This window comes from Polaromonas sp. P3_B4, assembly GCF_056402835.1.
In genome coordinates, this window is sequence record NZ_JBFUGQ010000001.1 from 1,864,234 (window position 1) to 1,880,946 (window position 16,713).

The 16,713-nt window shown below is 58.5% G+C and carries 15 protein-coding genes; 13 read left to right on the forward strand and 2 right to left on the reverse strand.

Annotation, left to right across the window (positions count from 1 at the left end; translation table 11 throughout):
* The first annotated feature begins 2 nt into the window (after window positions 1-2).
* The 6 genes from gcl (at window position 3) to AC1DVV_RS08935 (ending at window position 6,214) form a co-directional block, all read left to right on the forward strand.
* Window positions 3-1,799 carry a glyoxylate carboligase gene (gene gcl, locus AC1DVV_RS08910; RefSeq protein ID WP_477665806.1) on the forward strand — a complete coding sequence of 599 codons (1,797 nt, stop codon included), beginning with the start codon at window positions 3-5 and terminating at the stop codon, window positions 1,797-1,799.
* A gap of 40 nt (window positions 1,800-1,839) precedes the next feature.
* Window positions 1,840-2,619 carry a hydroxypyruvate isomerase gene (gene hyi / locus AC1DVV_RS08915; protein ID WP_457280489.1) on the forward strand — a complete coding sequence of 260 codons (780 nt, stop codon included), beginning with the start codon at window positions 1,840-1,842 and terminating at the stop codon, window positions 2,617-2,619.
* A gap of 30 nt (window positions 2,620-2,649) precedes the next feature.
* Entirely contained in the window at window positions 2,650-3,576 is a 927-nt protein-coding gene (glxR, locus tag AC1DVV_RS08920) for a 2-hydroxy-3-oxopropionate reductase (protein WP_457280488.1), read from the forward strand.
* A 446-nt stretch (window positions 3,577-4,022) separates the two neighbouring features.
* Entirely contained in the window at window positions 4,023-4,403 is a 381-nt protein-coding gene (locus AC1DVV_RS08925; RefSeq protein WP_477702180.1) for an HAD family hydrolase, read from the forward strand.
* A 9-nt stretch (window positions 4,404-4,412) separates the two neighbouring features.
* Window positions 4,413-5,180 (forward strand): fumarylacetoacetate hydrolase family protein, encoded by a 768-nt coding sequence (locus AC1DVV_RS08930; protein WP_477665804.1) that lies wholly within the window; start codon window positions 4,413-4,415, stop codon window positions 5,178-5,180.
* A gap of 23 nt (window positions 5,181-5,203) precedes the next feature.
* The gene (locus AC1DVV_RS08935) at window positions 5,204-6,214 is read left to right on the forward strand and encodes a 2-dehydropantoate 2-reductase (protein ID WP_457280485.1); all 1,011 of its coding nucleotides are present in this window, start codon (window positions 5,204-5,206) and stop codon (window positions 6,212-6,214) included.
* Between the two features lie 135 nt (window positions 6,215-6,349).
* On the opposite strand, the gene AC1DVV_RS08940 is transcribed toward AC1DVV_RS08935, so the two are convergent.
* Window positions 6,350-7,246: a hypothetical protein gene (locus tag AC1DVV_RS08940; RefSeq protein ID WP_457280484.1), complete on the reverse strand. Its 897-nt coding sequence runs from the start codon at window positions 7,244-7,246 to the stop codon at window positions 6,350-6,352.
* A gap of 313 nt (window positions 7,247-7,559) precedes the next feature.
* Between AC1DVV_RS08940 and AC1DVV_RS08945 the strand changes: the two genes are divergently transcribed.
* The 3 genes from AC1DVV_RS08945 to AC1DVV_RS08955 all read left to right on the forward strand — a co-directional run bounded on the left by AC1DVV_RS08945 (window position 7,560) and on the right by AC1DVV_RS08955 (window position 10,794).
* Window positions 7,560-8,582, forward strand: coding sequence for a Bug family tripartite tricarboxylate transporter substrate binding protein (locus AC1DVV_RS08945; RefSeq protein WP_457280483.1), 1,023 nt, complete (start codon window positions 7,560-7,562; stop codon window positions 8,580-8,582).
* Window positions 8,583-8,694: 112 nt separating this feature from the next.
* Window positions 8,695-9,216 carry a tripartite tricarboxylate transporter TctB family protein gene (locus AC1DVV_RS08950; RefSeq protein WP_457280482.1) on the forward strand — a complete coding sequence of 174 codons (522 nt, stop codon included), beginning with the start codon at window positions 8,695-8,697 and terminating at the stop codon, window positions 9,214-9,216.
* Between the two features lie 48 nt (window positions 9,217-9,264).
* Complete coding sequence (locus AC1DVV_RS08955; RefSeq protein ID WP_457280481.1) at window positions 9,265-10,794, forward strand: tripartite tricarboxylate transporter permease; 1,530 nt, start codon at window positions 9,265-9,267, stop codon at window positions 10,792-10,794.
* Window positions 10,795-10,864: 70 nt separating this feature from the next.
* On the opposite strand, the gene AC1DVV_RS08960 is transcribed toward AC1DVV_RS08955, so the two are convergent.
* Window positions 10,865-11,473 (reverse strand): Crp/Fnr family transcriptional regulator, encoded by a 609-nt coding sequence (locus AC1DVV_RS08960; RefSeq protein ID WP_457280975.1) that lies wholly within the window; start codon window positions 11,471-11,473, stop codon window positions 10,865-10,867.
* Between the two features lie 265 nt (window positions 11,474-11,738).
* Between AC1DVV_RS08960 and oxc the strand changes: the two genes are divergently transcribed.
* From oxc to frc (AC1DVV_RS08980), 4 genes are all read left to right on the forward strand, one after another.
* On the forward strand, window positions 11,739-13,457 hold the full coding sequence (gene oxc / locus AC1DVV_RS08965; protein WP_457280480.1) for an oxalyl-CoA decarboxylase: 1,719 nt from the start codon (window positions 11,739-11,741) through the stop codon (window positions 13,455-13,457).
* Window positions 13,458-13,484: 27 nt separating this feature from the next.
* Window positions 13,485-14,756, forward strand: coding sequence for a formyl-CoA transferase (frc, locus tag AC1DVV_RS08970; RefSeq protein ID WP_457280479.1), 1,272 nt, complete (start codon window positions 13,485-13,487; stop codon window positions 14,754-14,756).
* A 110-nt stretch (window positions 14,757-14,866) separates the two neighbouring features.
* Complete coding sequence (locus tag AC1DVV_RS08975) at window positions 14,867-15,313, forward strand: PAS domain-containing protein (RefSeq protein WP_457280478.1); 447 nt, start codon at window positions 14,867-14,869, stop codon at window positions 15,311-15,313.
* Window positions 15,314-15,437: 124 nt separating this feature from the next.
* A complete protein-coding gene (gene frc / locus AC1DVV_RS08980; protein ID WP_457280477.1) occupies window positions 15,438-16,685 on the forward strand; it encodes a formyl-CoA transferase in 1,248 nt (415 codons plus the stop codon).
* Window positions 16,686-16,713: the final 28 nt, after the last annotated feature.

The following is a 16,713-nucleotide window of genomic DNA, read 5'->3' on the forward strand; positions in this document are numbered from 1 at the left end:
CGATGGCAAAAATGAAGGCCGCCATGGCCGCCATTCTGGTGATGGAAAAAGAAGGCATCACACAAGCTTTTGGTGTGCCCGGCGCGGCCATCAACCCGTTTTACTCCGCACTGCGTGAGCGCCAGTCGATCACGCATATCCTGGCCCGGCACGTCGAGGCCGCGTCGCACATGGCCGAAGGCTACACGCGCGCCAAGGCCGGAAACATCGGTGTGTGCATTGGCACCAGCGGCCCGGCCGGCACCGACATGATCACCGGGCTGTACTCGGCGATTGCCGACAGCATCCCCATTTTGTGCATCACCGGCCAGGCGCCGCGTGCGCGTCTGTACAAGGAAGATTTTCAGGCGGTCGACATCGAGTCCATTTCCAAACCGGTCACCAAGTGGAGCGTGACCGTGCGCGAACCGGCTTTGGTGCCGCGCTCCTTCCAGCAAGCCTTTCACCTGATGCGCTCGGGACGACCCGGCCCGGTGCTGATCGACCTGCCTTTTGATGTGCAGATGGCCGAAATTGAATTCGACATTGACACCTATGAGCCGCTACCGGTCTACAAGCCGGCTGCCAGCCGCAAACAAATCGAAAAAGCACTCGACATGCTTGCTGCTTCCAGCAAGCCTTTGATCGTCGCCGGCGGCGGCATCATCAACGCCGATGCTTCAGATCTGCTGGTCGAGTTTGCCGAGCTCACCGGTGTGCCGGTCATCCCCACCCTGATGGGCTGGGGCACCATTCCCGACGATCATCCCCTGATGGCCGGCATGTGTGGGCTGCAAACCAGCCACCGCTACGGCAACGCCACCATGCTGGCCAGCGACTTCGTCATCGGCATCGGCAACCGCTGGGCCAATCGCCATACCGGTTCGCCCGAGGTGTATTGCAAAGGCCGCACCTTTGTGCACGTAGACATCGAGCCGACACAAATCGGCCGGGTGTTCAATCCCGACTTTGGCATTGTCAGCGACGCCAAGGCCGCGCTGGAACTTCTGGTGCAAGTCGCCCGCGAACGCAAGGCTGCCAAGAGCCTGCCCGACTATGACAGCTGGGCCGCCCGTTGTGCCGAGCGAAAAAAGCTCATGCACCGCAAGTCTCACTTTACCGAGACACCCATCAAACCGATGCGTGTGTACGAGGAAATGAACAAGGTGTTCCCCCGCGACACCATTTACGTGACAACCATTGGCCTGAGCCAGATTGCCGGGGCGCAGTTCCTCAATGTGTACGGACCACGCCAGTGGATCAACTGCGGCCAGGCGGGTCCGCTGGGCTGGACCATCCCCGCGGCCCTCGGTGTGGTGGCCGCCGATCCGACACGTACCGTTGTCGGGCTGTCCGGCGACTACGACTTCCAGTTTTTGATGGAGGAGCTGGCCGTGGGCGCGCAGTTCAATCTGCCCTATGTGCAGGTGCTGGTCAACAACAGCTATCTGGGCCTGATCCGCCAGGCCCAGCGAGGTTTTGAGATGGACTACTGCGTCCAGCTGGCTTTTGAAAACCAGAACGTACCGGAAGGCGAAGGCGATCTGCGCAGTTACGGTGTGGACCACCAGGCTGTAGTGCAAGGCCTGGGCTGCAAGTCATTGCGCGTGACCGACCCTGAAAAGATCAATGACGCCATGGTCGAAGCACAGGTGATGGCACGCAAATACCGGGTGCCGGTGGTTGTGGAAGTCATCCTCGAAAAGGTCACCAACATCGCCATGGGCACGGAGATCGACAAGGTCAACGAGTTTGAAGACATCGACTGTCGCCACCCCAAGGGCCGAGAAGGCCTGGAACTGGCTGGCTTGCTCGAATAAGCCCCCCAGCAACGCCCAACGCCCCACCAGCAGAGAAACCATGCCTAAATTTTCCGCCAATCTCAGCATGCTTTATACCGAACATGCGTTCCTCGACCGCTTTGAACCGGCCGCCAAAGCTGGCTTCAAGGCCGTGGAGTTTCTTTTCCCCTATGCCTTCAGCGCCGCTGACATCAAGGCCAGGCTCAATGGCAATGGTTTGCAGCTGGTGCTGCACAACCTGCCCGCCGGCGATTGGGAAGCCGGCGAACGCGGTATTGCCTGTCACCCCGATCGCGTGGAAGAATTCCGTGCCGGTGTGGCCCAAGCCATCGCGTATGCCCAAGTGCTCGGTGTGGGTCAACTCAACTGCCTGGCCGGCAAAACACCCGCGGGGGCCAGTGACACCGTTCTGCGCAAGACTTTTGTCGATAACCTGCACTATGCAGCCAGCGAACTGAAAAAAAACGGCCTCAAATTACTGATCGAACCGATCAACACCTTTGACATTCCGGGCTTCTACCTGAACCGTACGGCACAGGCACTGGACATTCTGGACGAGGTCGGCGCCAACAACGCCTTCGTGCAGTACGACATTTACCACGCGCAGCGCATGGAAGGGGAAGTGGCGGCGACGATACAAAAACATCTGGCACGCATCGCTCACATCCAGCTGGCCGACAACCCCGGCCGCAACGAGCCGGGCACCGGCGAGATCAACTACGCATTTTTGTTCACGCATCTGGACCGCCTTGGCTATGGCGGCTGGATAGGCTGCGAATACAAACCTGCCAGCACGACGGACGCAGGACTGGGCTGGCGCCAGCGCCTGACAAGCTGACCCGCACCATCTCACAAGGAATACTTCTACATGACCTCCAACGCCCTGAAAATCGGCTTCGTCGGCCTCGGCATCATGGGCACGCCCATGGCCGGCCATCTGATCAAGGCCGGGCACCAGCTGTTTGTCCATACCCTCGGCAAGATGCCCGACGCGATTGCCAGTGGCAGCGCCACGCAATGCGTAAATGCCCGCGGCGTGGCTGAGCGCGCGGACATCATCTTCATCATGGTGCCTGATACCCCCGACGTGGAGGCTGCGCTGTTTAGCGACGGCGGTGTTGCAACCGGTCTGAAGGGCTCGTCCGCAGACGCAGGTGAACGCAAGGTTGTCGTCGACATGAGCTCCATCTCGCCCATAGCCACCAAAACCTTTGCGCAGAAAATCAACACACTGGGCTGCGACTACCTCGACGCACCGGTGTCGGGCGGCGAAGTCGGTGCAAAAAATGCGACGCTGTCCATCATGGTCGGCGGCCCGGAAGCCGTGTTTGAACGCATCAAGCCGCTGTTTGAATTGATGGGAAAGAACATCACCCTGGTTGGCGACAATGGTGACGGCCAGACCGCCAAAGTGGCCAACCAGATCATCGTGGCGCTCAACATCGAAGCGGTGGCCGAGGCGCTGCTGTTTGCCGCCCGCGCCGGTGCCGACCCGGCGCGTGTACGCCAAGCCTTGATGGGCGGCTTCGCGTCATCGAAGATTCTGGAGGTGCATGGTGAACGCATGGTCAAGCGCACGTTTGGTCCGGGTTTTCGCATCGAGCTGCACCAGAAGGACTTGAACCTGGCGCTCTCCACCGCGCGCCTGCTCGGCATCTCGCTGCCCAACACGGCCACCGCGCAGGAGCTGTTCAATTCCTGCGTCGCACACGGTGGCAAAACCTGGGACCACTCTGCCATGGTGCGTGCACTGGAGAAACTGGCCAACTTCGAGATCGGCCAGCAAGCCGGGTGATCGTTGCCGGAACGCGCGGCACAAGCGGGGATCCGGCGTCTTTGCGTTGCGCCCGTTTGCACCGGGAGTTAACCGTCCCCAAAGTCGCACCGCTCATGCAGCCGGCATTGGGCCCGTTATTGGTCCAGCCGAAGAAAAAGTCTCGTGCGGCCGGATCGCATTCCGTGATGGAACTGCCGAAAAAACTCCAGCCTCCATTTCTGACCTCACTTGCTCGGGATTGGCGTCCGCACGCAGGCGCACCGGAAAGTCACTGCACTCTTACCCACCTGCGTGAACCACAACCCTTCGCGCCAGGCAATATTTATATATAACTCATAGATAATCATTTATATGAAATACTTTAACTATCATTAATCATCTATTCTTTCTACAGTTGTCTCAAGCCCGGTGCATCGCGCATCGAAAAGTGCCCCCAGAGCATCCACCCATCAAAGGAGACCTCCATGCTCAACGCCTCGCTTGACAACACCGCCGCCGACCGGACCGACCAGACCCGCCAAGCCTACAACGCCGCATTCGAAGAGCTCGGTTTGACCTGGCACTGGGATGCCGCCACTTATGCCCGATTGCAGGCCCAAGGTCGCGATGCCGTGCGCACCTATCTGGAAACCGAGCAGGCGCATCTGCTGCGAGCCTACGAAGCAGATTTCCTGGTTGAGGCCATCGAAGCGGCCAAGGCCCGCTGCCATGCCAGCATGGTCGCCAGCCGGGCAAACCCGGCTCCTTATGCCGGCTGGTCCAGCCATTCACTCACGCCAGCCAATAGCCGGCCAAAAAACACCACCCCTGCACCCCGGTTCACGCCGAGTGCGCTGTACACGTGAAGGGCCGGAATGTCTAACCGTTGGCTACGTTTCAGGGAAGGCAATTCAACCGGCTTCGGAACTCTCGAGGGAGAGAACATCCGGGTTTGCCAGGGCAACATGTTCTCCGGTGCGACACCCACAGACCGGGCGTTGCCGCTGGCCAGCGTCGAGCTTTTGATGCCGGTACGGCCCAGCAAGGTCATCGCGATGTGGAACAACTTCCACGCCCTGGGTCAAAAGCTCAATCTGGCCGTGCCGGCCGAACCGCTCTACTTAATCAAGGCGCCGAACTCCTACCTGGATCCAAACGGAATCATCGTAAAACCTCCATGCGATGGCAAGGTTGTTTTCGAAGGCGAACTGGGCATCGTCATCGGCAAAACCTGCAAGCAGGTTTCCGAGCGCGATGCAATGGATCATGTGTTCGGCTACACCTGCGCCAACGATGTGACGGTCGCCGACATACTGAACCGTGATGCCTCGTTTGCCCAGTGGGTACGCGCCAAAGGGCTGGATACCTTCTGCCCCTTCGGCCCCGTCGTTGCCACAGGCCTTGATCCGGAAAAGCTGGTGGTTAAAACCATCCTCAACGGCGAGATCCGCCAGGACTATCCCATTAGCGACATGCGCTTTTCAGTGAAGCAGCTGGTGAGCTTGATATCCCAGGACATGACACTCTATGCAGGCGATATCATCCTGTGCGGTACGTCAATCGGCGTGGGATCCATGAAACCGGGAAGCACGATCGAAGTGGAGATTGCCGGTATCGGCAGGCTCAGTAACCGGTTCGAATAACGTTTTTTACCAGGAGCACGGGTGTGAAGATTGCGATCATTGGGGCCGGAGCCATCGGCGGTTATGTGGGTGTGAAATTGGCTTTGGCCGGTGAGGACGTAACCTTCATCGTACGGGGCGCCAACCTGGATGCTATTCGCAAAAAAGGCATGAAGCTCATCATGCATGATGGCACCGAACACGTTGCGGAAAATGTCAAGGCGACCAACAACTACACAGAAGCCGGCCCGCAGGATCTGGTGATCCTGGCCATGAAGGCACATCAGGTAGAGGCTGTAGCCAACGATCTTCCCAAGCTGTTTGGGCGTGACACCACAGTCGTCACCATGCAAAACGGCATCCCCTACTGGTACTTCCATAACCATGGTGGCCCGTTTGAAGGAAGCCAGGTCCATAGCGTGGACCCCAGCGGTACGCTGTCAAAAATGATCCCTCCGCAGCGCGTCATCGGCTGTGTCGTCTACCCGGCCTCTGAACTTGTGGCGCCAGGTGTCGTGAAACATATCGAAGGCGACCGCTTTCCGGTCGGCGAGCTTGACGGCTCAATCAGCGAACGTGTCACGCGAATTTCAGAATGTTTTGGCAACGCGGGGTTCAAGGCGCCCGTTTTGGACAACATCCGATCGGAGATCTGGCTCAAGCTTTGGGGCAATCTCACTTTCAACCCCATCAGCAGCCTGGCCCATTCCACACTGGTGGACATTTGCCAATATCCGCTGACACGCGAACTGGCTGCCAGCATGATGCGCGAGGCGCAGGAAGTCGCGCACAAACTGGGCATCGAGTTCCGCGTCACGCTGGACAAGCGCATCGCCGGTGCGGAGAAAGTGGGCAAGCACAAAACATCCATGCTGCAGGACATCGAAGCCGGTCGAGCCCCGGAAATCGACGCCCTGGTGGGTTCAGTAGTCGAACTGGGACGCCTTACGCAAACACCAACGCCGCACATCGACACGGTATATGCCCTGGTCAAGCTGCTCGCAAAAACCATGGACGAAGAGCGCGGACAGGTGCGCCTTCAGCTCGCGGCCTGATTGCCCGGTAACGCCGGGCTTTGGGCTTGGCACCGACAGGACTGTGCCAGCCAATCAGGCCTCATCCAATTGCTGCGGCGCACAACGGTTTTTCTTGTTGCCGCGACCTGCGGCAAGCCTCAAAAACGATCCGACTCAAGGTCCAAAGGCCAACGATTTCTTCATAGCCTCAACCACTGCGTCCGAAGGAGTGTCGAAATCGAACTTGGCCCCAAGGTCCAACGCCTTTAACAGAAGCGGGTTTGCGTTCTTGAGGGAGTCGAACAGAGTAGCCGCTTTTTTGGTCACATCTGCTGGAGCGCTAGGGTGAACGTACAGCCCGTAGCCCCAACTCGCGTTGGCGGTCGGCACAATCACCAGTTGCGCCATATGGATGCGTTCATCGGTACCGTGGTGGCTTTTCATGGTGGCAGCCTGTGCACTCTGTAGCCGGGTAATCAGGCCGGCCCACCGGTCCGCTTGCCAATGAAATGCCGCTTTGGTCGGCAAGTAGCTTTGCCCCAGCCCTTGTTGAGGCAATATTTCGACCACCGTGCCGCAAAAATTCTCGGCTTTTACGAGCGATGTGGTCACACCGCTTTTCATGCCAAAGCAACTGGTCGCCTTGAGCTTGGCGAGCACTTTGGCTTGATCAGCGGGAGGGAGCGTCTTCAACTCGACCGGTTTGCCGTCCTTGACCGTTCCGATGTCAGCCAGAATCAGTACAGCCGACTGGATCGGGTCCATGTTGACAGCCACCGGCTTATAGCCCGAGGCAAGACCGACCACGGGGTTGCCATAGACCCAGCATGGTGGAGCCGGCTTCTTGACGGCTGTCAAAACATCCTGCGTCTCCCGGATGTTGAGCACCGGCGTGACCGACAGCCCCGTGGGACGGATAAAGTCAACGAGTTCTTTCAGGGCACTTTCGGTTTGCGAGGCTCCCTCGCCCCGGATCACTTGCGGATTAAGGTAAAGCCCGCCTTCGCACGACTGCGCTTGGGCGGTCACACCGCAGGAAAACAGAACTGCCAGGAACAATGCGTTTTTCATGGTTTTTACCTTTCAAAGCATGTGTGAGGTTCCAGTCACGCACCTCGACGCGGAGCATCAGCTAGCCCGCTGAAATTCATGTTACGGCGTTGTCACACTTTCCTCCTAGGGACATACGCTATCTAGGCGCGCCATACAGCGCCGAAGCGGCTCCGGAGAAACCCTAGAGCGGCTCGAAAATCCCGCAAACTTGACCCCTGTCAAGAGTTTTTGGCCCACTTGGTAAGACCATACGTCTGCAATATGCTCGGCTAGGGAATCAGTAAAGAAATTCCAGCCAACAACAGAGTTACCCAATACAGGAGACAACGTGATGAAAACCAGATTTGCGAGCATCAAGAATAAAGTGGCTGCAGCAGGGACATGCGCCATCGCAGCAGCGGCGCTGACGGCTTTCCCGGCCCACGCGGCCTGGGAGCCCACCAAGCCGGTGGAGTTCGTGGTACCAGCAGGTACCGGTGGCGGGGCCGATCAGATGGCTCGCCTGATGCAAGGTATCGTCATCAAGCACAAGCTGATGAAAGAGCCGCTGATCGTCGTCAACAAGTCCGGCGGCGCGGGCGCCGAGGGTTTCCTCGAGGTGAAAGGGGCCACGGGCAATCCGCACAAGATCATCATCACGCTGTCCAACCTCTTCACCACGCCACTGGCAACCGGTGTTCCCTTCAACTGGCGCGACATGACCCCCGTGTCCATGATGGCGCTGGACCAGTTCGTTCTTTGGGTGAATGCGGAAAACCCCGCCAAGACCGCCAAGGACTACCTGGCAGCTGTGAAAACCGCAGGCCCCAGCAAAATCAAGATGGGCGGCACCGGCTCCAAGCAGGAAGACCAGATTATCACCGTCGGCATTGAGCAGGCCACCGGCACCAAATTCATCTATGTCCCCTTCAAGGGCGGTGGTGAAGTCGCTGTGCAGCTCGTCGGAAAACACGTTGACTCTTCCGTCAACAATCCGATCGAGGCAGTTGCCCAGTGGCGCGCCAACCAGCTCCGGGCCCTCTGCGTCTTCGATGACAAACGGATGACTTACAAGACCAAGGTCACCGATACCCAGTCGTGGGCCGATATCCCGACTTGCAAGGAAGCCGGTGTGCCCACCGACTACACCATGCTGCGCGGCATTTTCATGGCGCCCGGTGTGTCCAAAGACCAGCTCGAGTTCTACGTCACGCTGCTCAAGAAGATTCGCGACACGCCTGAGTGGAAAGACTACATGGAAAAAGGCGCGTTCAACCAGACCTCCATGTCCGGCGACGAGTTCGGCAAATGGCTGGGCAGCGCTGAACAGCGCCATCGCGAGCTGATGAAGGAAGCCGGCTTCATCGCGAAGTAACGATCAAGAAAGCCCCGTTCGCCGGGTTTTCCCCTGCGGGCTGGCCACGCGCCAGCCCCACAATCAATCAAGTTCGCCCTGGTGCAGGGCACTCAATCCAACGGAGTTGCTCATGGAGCCAAACCAAGAATCCGGCGCGGAAGTCCGCTCGGGCGTCGCGACCTATGTCGTTGAAGCAATCGTCGCCACCTGTATCGTCATCCTGGGCGCCATAGTCATCCAGGGCAGCTGGGCCCTCGGGTCCGGCTGGACCAGCGACGGCCCCGGCTCAGGCTACTTCCCGTTTTATATCGGCATCATCCTGTGCATTTCAGGCGCCGGCACCCTTTATCAAACCCTGTTCGGCAAGGAAAAAAATACCGAAGTATTCGTCGACGGCGAACAGCTCAAACGCGTTTTATCGGTCCTGATTCCTGCCATCGTTTACGTGGGGGCAGTCCAGTTTTTAGGCCTCTACGTTGCATCGGCCGTTTACATCGCACTGTTCATGATCATCCTGGGAAAATTTTCCCCGATCAAAAGCGTGATCACAGCCTTCCTTGTGAACGCACTTTTTTTCTTCATGTTCGAGGTCTGGTTCAAGGTTCCCTTGTTCAAGGGCCAGTTCGAGCCGCTGAGCTTCCTCGGCTACTGAGCCCCCTCTACCCACAACGAGCCCACTGAACTTTTACCGGATATCGAAATGGAAGAACTTAACTCGCTTTTTCACGGATTCAGCGTCATCCTGACGCCGATGAACATCGTCCTGATGTTCGTGGGCATCATTCTGGGTGTGCTGATCGGCGTGCTGCCCGGCCTGGGCGGCGCCAACGGTGTGGCTATCTTGCTGCCACTGACTTTCACGATGTCGCCCACTTCGGCCATCATCATGCTGTCCTGCATCTATTGGGGTGCGCTTTTTGGCGGTGCGATCACCTCCATTTTGTTCAATATTCCGGGAGAGCCCTGGTCGGTGGCCACCACCTTTGACGGCTACCCGATGGCCCAGCAAGGCAAAGCCGGCGCCGCGCTGACGGCTGCGTTCACCTCCTCTTTTATCGGCGCTTTCGTTGCCGTGGTGATGATCACCTTCCTGGCGCCACTCGTCGCCAAGTTCGCGCTCAAGTTCGGCCCTCCCGAGTTTTTCGCGGTCTACCTGCTGACTTTCTGCAGCTTTGTGGGCATGGGAAAAGGGTCTCCGTTCAAGATCCTCGCGTCCATGACGATCGGCTTTGCGCTGGCGTCTGTTGGGATGGACACCGTGACCGGCCAGTTGCGCCTGACCTTCGGCATCCCGGACCTTATGCGCGGTTTCGATTTCCTGATCGCGGTGATCGGTCTGTTCGGTATCGGCGAAATCCTGCTGTCCATGGAAGAAGGCCTGGCTTTCTCTGGCAAGAGCGCCAAGATCGACCCCAAGGTCGTACTGGAAACATGGAAGAAGTTGCCGAAATACTGGATGACGTCCCTTCGCAGCTCGCTGATCGGCATCTGGATGGGCATCACCCCTGGCGGCGCCACACCTGCCTCGTTCATGAGTTACGGCCTTGCCAAGAAGATGTCAAAGAACGGCTCGAAATTCGGCACCGGCGAAATCGAAGGCGTGATTGCGCCCGAAACCGCAGCGCATGCCGCCGGCACCAGCGCCCTGCTCCCCATGCTGGCACTGGGCATTCCAGGCTCACCCACCGCAGCCGTGCTGCTCGGCGGCCTGCTGATCTGGGGCCTGCAGCCCGGACCGCTGCTGTTTGTTGAACAGAAGGACTTCGTCTGGGGGCTTATCGCCAGTATGTACCTGGGTAACCTGGTGGGCCTGATCGTTGTGCTGACCACCGTCCCGTTGTTCGCATCCATCCTGCGCATTCCGTTCTCCATCATTGCCCCTGTGATTGTGGTGATCTGCGCGATTGGCGCCTACACCGTGCACAACGCCATGCTGGATATCTGGTTCATGATGCTGTTCGGTGTCATCGGCTATCTCTTCAAGAAGCTCGACTATCCGCTGGCGCCGCTGGTTCTGGCACTGGTTCTCGGAGACAAGGCTGAGGATTCATTCCGCCAGGCCATGCTTGTGTCGCAAGGTGAAATGTCCATCATGTGGTCTAACCCACTGGTCGGCGGCATCACCACGCTGGCCCTGGTGTTGCTGTTCTGGCCATTGATTTCTCGCGTCATGGCAAAGATTCGCCCACCCAAGAAGAGCGAATTCGCGGCAGAACAGCCGGTGGACTGACCTCCTGCGAAAAGCCACAAAAAAGCCGGGTACATCACCCGGCTTTTTTATTTCCGCTTCGCTGAACCTGTCAGATCTTGCCGCGTTGTTTAAGCCGGCTAAGGGTTTCTGCTGAGAGATTCAGGTAAGACGCCAGTTCCTTCTTCGGAATGCGGTCAAACAGCTCCGGATGTTTGCGCTGAAAGCGCTTGACGCGCCCCGGTGCATCCAGCAAATGCAGCGTGATGGTATGGGCCATGATTTCACTCATCAGGCGCATCACGTAATACTCGAACGACTGCTTGATTTCATGATGCCGCTCCAGGAAAGCCACCCATTCGGGCAAGGGCAGCTTTGCCACCCGAACCTTGGTAACGCAGACCGTGCTGTATGGCGTGGGGGTGCCCAGGCGCCAGGCCGCGTAGCTGGTTTCCATGTCCCGCTCGTCGGCAAAGCGAAGAATCATCTCCTTGGCCTGCTCGTTGGTCACCACCCGCTTGAGGATGCCCTCAAGAATGAAATATTGCTCCATTTCGTGCACGCCCTGCTCCAGCAGGGAGTCACCTTTCTGGCCGTCAACAATGACCAAGTGCGACTCCAATTCTGCACTCTGTTCCGCCGTCATCCCCTTCAAAACAATGTTCTGCGCCAACTGCACGCGAATGACGTTTCTCTCGGGATGATTTGGTATGGACGACATGGGGGCAATAAGGATTGAGCGAGACGCAGATTGGCGGGTTTTTCGGGGTGGGGAATCCACCGAAAATTGACCGTGGTCAATGGCCAAATCTGAATCGATTCCTATGATACCTCGACGGTGCAAATGACCCGCCTGAGTGCAAAAAGTGAAGCAACGTGACCCACCGCGGAAGACCCTGATTCAGGTCAATACGTTTTCCAGGGCGGGACACACAGCCAACTGCTTTGCTCAACCTTTATCGAAGTCACACGAAGAGACATTCATTATGACCAACGCGACCTCCACGACAGAGCAGATCGACGGTTTTCACCTCGTCATCGATGCCCTCAAGCTCAACGGCATTGACACGATCTTCGCCCTGCCCGGCATTCCCATTACCGACCTGACCCGCAAGGCGCAGGCCGAAGGAATCCGCATGATTTCTTTCCGCCACGAGCAGCACGCCGGCAACGCCGCTGCGGCTGCGGGCTTCCTGACGCAAAAACCAGGGATTTGCCTGACGGTATCCGCGCCAGGCTTCCTCAACGGACTCACCGCCCTGGCCAATGCAACGACCAATTGCTTCCCGATGATCCTCATCAGCGGCTCCAGCGAGCGCGAGATTGTCGATCTTCAGCAAGGCGACTACGAGGAAATGGACCAGCTGGCAATTGCCAAGCCATTGTGCAAAGCAGCATTTCGCGTCCTCCATGCCGAAGACATCGGTGTCGGCATCGCTCGCGCCATCCGTTCGGCGCTGTCTGGCCGTCCCGGCGGCGTTTACCTCGACCTGCCGGCCAAACTGTTCAGCCAGTCGATGGACGCCGCAGCCGGCAAGAAATCGCTCATCAAGGTGGTCGATCCCGCACCGCGCCAGATTCCCGCCCCCGATGCGGTCAAACGCGCACTGGACCTGCTCAAGGGCGCCAAACGCCCGCTGATCGTGCTTGGCAAAGGCGCTGCCTATGCGCAGTGCGACGCCGATATCCGCACCCTGATCGAGAAAACCGGCATCCCTTATTTGCCGATGTCCATGGCCAAAGGCCTGCTGCCGGATACGCATCCACAGTCGGCTTCGGCCACCCGCTCTCACGTGCTGGCAGAAGCCGATGTGGTGATGCTGGTCGGTGCGCGCTTGAACTGGTTGCTCTCGCACGGTAAAGGCAAGACCTGGGGCGGCCAGAATGCCGACACCCGCCAGTTCATCCAGATCGACATCTCGCCGACCGAAATGGACAGCAACGTACCGATCGCCGCACCCCTGGTCGGCGACATCGGTTCGTGCGTCTCCGCGCTGCTGGCAGGCCTGGGCTCAAGCTGGGCCAAACCGCCGGCCGAATGGACTCAAGGGATCAACGAACGCAAGGACAAGAACCTGTCCAAAATGGCGGCGACGCTGGCGCTCAATCCGCCCACGATGAACTTCCACAGCGCACTGAACGTCATCCGCAATGCGGTCAAGGCGCGTCCCGACGCCATCGTGGTGAACGAAGGCGCGAACACCCTGGATTTCGCGCGCAGCATTGTCGACATGTATGAGCCCCGCAAGCGTCTGGACGTCGGCACCTGGGGCATCATGGGCATCGGCATGGGCTTTGCCGTCGCGGCCGCGGTGGTTACGGGTAAACCCGTAATTGCCATCGAAGGCGACAGCGCTTTCGGCTTTAGCGGCATGGAGGTAGAAACCATCTGCCGCTATAACCTTCCAATTTGTGTCATCGTCTTCAACAACAACGGCATTTACAAGGGCACTGACGTCAATCCGCTAGGCGGCGATGTGGCACCCACCGTTTTCGTCAAGAATGCACGCTACGAAATGATGATGCAGGCTTTCGGCGGCGTGGGCGTTCTAGCCAACACACCGGCAGAGCTGGCCAAGGCGCTGGACGAAGCCGTCAAGTCCGGCAAGCCGACCCTGATCAACGCGATCATTGACGAAACTGCAGGCACCGAGAGCGGCCGGATCACAAGTCTGAATCCGCAAAGCGCTGCAGCAAAGAAGTAATCCAAAGCATCCTAAGGAGAAATCAAAATGAGCAACAAACCACTCGCCGGCATCAAGATCATCGACTTCACCCACGTTCAGGCAGGACCCGCCTGTACCCAGATGCTGGCCTGGTTCGGCGCTGACGTGATCAAGGTCGAGCGTCCTGGCTCTGGCGACGTTACCCGAAGCCAGTTGCGTGACATCGAAGGCGCTGACGCGCTGTATTTCACCATGCTCAACAGCAACAAGCGCGGCCTGACGCTGGACACCAAAAAGCCCGAAGGCAAGGAAGTGTTGGAGAGGCTCATCAAGGAATCCGACGTGATGGTCGAGAATTTTGGTCCCGGTGCGCTGGACCGTATGGGATTCACCTGGGAACACATCCAGTCACTCAACCCAAAAATGATTCTGGCATCCGTCAAGGGTTTCTCTGACGGCCACCACTACGAAGACTTGAAGGTTTACGAAAACGTGGCCCAGTGCGCAGGCGGCGCAGCGTCCACCACCGGCTACTGGAAGGGCGAGAACTCAGGCCCCACCATTTCGTCTGCCGCCTTGGGCGACAGCAATACCGGCATGCACCTGGCCATCGGTATTTTGACGGCCTATATCGGCCGGCAGAAGACTGGCAAGGGCCAAAAAGTCGCCGTGTCCATGCAGGACAGTGTGCTCAACCTGTGCCGCGTCAAAATGCGCGACCAGTTGCGTCTGGACAACCTTGGCTACCTGGAAGAGTACCCGCAATACCCGCATGAAATGGAAGCTTTCAAAGACGGCGTGGTACCGCGCGGCGCCAATGCCGGCGGTGGCGGACAACCCGGCTGGATTTTGAAATGCAAGGGCTGGGAGACCGACCCCAACGCCTATATCTATTTCACGGTACAGGGGCACGCCTGGGAGCCGATCTGCGACGCACTGGGCAAACCAGAGTGGAAAACCGACCCGGCCTACACCACGGCCAAGGCACGCCAGCCGCACATCATGGATATCTTCGCCACGATTGAAGCATTCATCGCCGACAAGACCAAGTTCGAAGCCGTGGACGTCTTCCGAAAATTTGATATTCCTTGCGCGCCCGTGTTGTCGATGAAGGAGTTGTTGCATGACAAATCCTTGCGCGCCAGTGGCTCCATCGTTGAAGTCCCGCATAAAGTGCGGGGTAGCTACTTCACCGTGGGCAGTCCGATCAAGTTCTCTGACACCAAGCCCGAAGTAACGGCATCGCCCCTGCTGGGCGAGCACACCGATGAGGTTCTGGCCGAACTCGGTTACAGCAAAGACCAAATCGCGGCCATGCACACTGCAAAAGCGGTGTGAGCGCAATCTTGAAGTAGCGGTCTTGATGGCCCAGAAAGACGGCGTTCAGATTGAGCGCCGTTTTTTTTAAGGCCTCAGTCAGCTTATTTTTCGGTAACAGGAGTGGACATATGCAAACAACAACCGACCTGAAACAGCTTGTGGAGGCTGTTGGCGATGCCATTGTGGCTTCCGATGCCGGTGGTGCAATTGTCTTGTGGAACCCTGCGGCCCAGCGGATGTTTGGCTTCACAGAAGAAGAAGCCCTGGGTAAATCGCTGGACATCATCATCCCGCAGCGCCAGCAGCAGCGCCACTGGGACGGCTACCACAAGACAATGGCGACCGGACAAACGCGGTATGGCAACGACGTCCTTCGTGTGCCCGCAGTGCACAAGGACGGGCACGGGTTGTCTATTGCCTTTACCGTCGCGCTGTTACATACCCCGGACAACAAGGTGTCGGCGATCGTCGCGGTGATCCGCGATGAAACCGCCCGCTTTGCCGAAGAACGCAATCTGAAAAAACGCCTGACGGAACTGGAGATGCAGCTTGTCCCTCAAGGCAAAACACCGTAACCCAAAAGACAAAGGCACATCACCGGTGCAGTGATTAACATAGGGGTTGAACCGGGCACCCAGGTGTCCTGCAGCATGGCGCAAGCCACACGAGCATCCATTTCAACCTCCAGCAGGAACTTTCATGAGCAAAGCGTTAGACGGCGTTCGCATCCTTGACTTCACCCACGTCCAGTCCGGGCCTACGTGCACCCAGTTGCTGGCATGGTTCGGCGCAGACGTCATCAAGGTCGAGCGCGCCGGCGAAGGCGACGCGACTCGCGGACAGTTGCGCGATATTCCCGGCGTGGACAGCCTGTACTTCACCATGCTGAACCACAACAAGCGTTCAATCACGCTGGACACCAAGAAGCCGAAGGGCAAGGAGGTCCTGGACACCCTGATCAAGGAATGCGATGTGCTGGTCGAAAATTTCGCGCCAGGCGCGCTGGACCGCATGGGTATCACCTGGGAACACATCCAGAAGCTCAATCCCCGGATGATCGTCGCATCGGTCAAGGGTTTTGGCCCCGGCCCCTACGAAGACTGCAAGGTTTACGAGAACGTCGCCCAGTGTGCCGGCGGCTCGGCCTCCACTTCCGGCTTTGACGACGGCCCGCCCATGGTCACGGGCGCACAAATTGGTGACAGCGGAACCGGCCTGCACCTCGCGCTCGGCATCGTCGCAGCCCTCTATCAGCGCAACACCACGGGGCGCGGCCAGAAAGTACTGGCGCCCATGCAGGATGCCGTGCTGAACCTGTGCCGGGTCAAACTGCGCGACCAGCAGCGCCTGGAGCGCACCGGCACCATGCACGAGTATCCGCAGTACCCCGACGGCAAGTTCGGCGAAGCGGTCCCCCGCGCCGGCAATGCTTCTGGCGGTGGCCAGCCCGGCTCCATCCTGAAATGCAAGGGCTGGGAAACCGACCCCAATGCCTACATCTACTTCATCACCCAGGGCGCCGTATGGCCAGCCGTGTGCAAGGTGATCGGCGAAGAAAGCTGGATCGACGACGAAGCCTTCGCGACGCCGGCCGCCCGCTTGCTGCACTTGAAGCCAATCTTTGCGCGCATCGAAAAATGGACCATGACCAAGACCAAATTCGAGGCCATGGAAATCCTCAACAAATACGACATCCCCTGCGGCCCCATTCTGTCGATGAAGGAAATTGCGGAAGAGCCCGCGCTTCGCGAAACCGGAACGATTGTTGAAGTCGACCACCCCACCCGCGGCAAATACCTGACCGTGGGCAACCCGATCAAGATGTCCGACAGCGCCACCGAGGTCACCCGCTCACCCCTGCTGGGTGAGCACACCGACGAAGTATTGACGCAATTGGGCTACGGCGCCGATTACATCGCCGAATTACGCGCCGAACGCGTGATCTAGGTCGGGCAACTCTCACGCCACCAACGCC